At 41.9% G+C, this 315-nt stretch carries 1 tRNA gene; it reads right to left on the reverse strand.

Features of this window, described 5'->3' with window-relative positions:
* Positions 1-224: 224 nt before the first annotated feature.
* Positions 225-300 (reverse strand) — tRNA-Ala (locus tag NI469_RS15785).
* Positions 301-315: the final 15 nt, after the last annotated feature.

Consider the following 315-nt stretch of genomic DNA (forward strand, 5'->3'; position numbering starts at 1 on the left):
CTGTTAATGATTTTTCCAGCCTTCGTCAGGTCAGGAAACTGTGATAAATCACAGAGATTATCAAGTGCGCGTATCATAACGCTTGTACTTGTTAATCTCTAGGATCTAAACACTTGATCGCTTAGGAACTAAACAACTTCATCACTGTATGCTTACATACTGCGCGAAGCGTAGCTTCTTGCTTAAATTTCAAGGAAAAGCAGTGCTTTTATGATCTTGAAATTTGGTGGAGACTAGGAGAGTCGAACTCCTGACCTCCTGCGTGCAAAGCAGGCGCTCTACCAACTAAGCTAAGTCCCCAGCTTATCAATAAGT

Source organism: Acinetobacter lwoffii, from assembly GCF_024129735.1.
In the GTDB taxonomy this organism is placed as follows: Bacteria; Pseudomonadota; Gammaproteobacteria; order Pseudomonadales; family Moraxellaceae; genus Acinetobacter; species Acinetobacter lwoffii_H.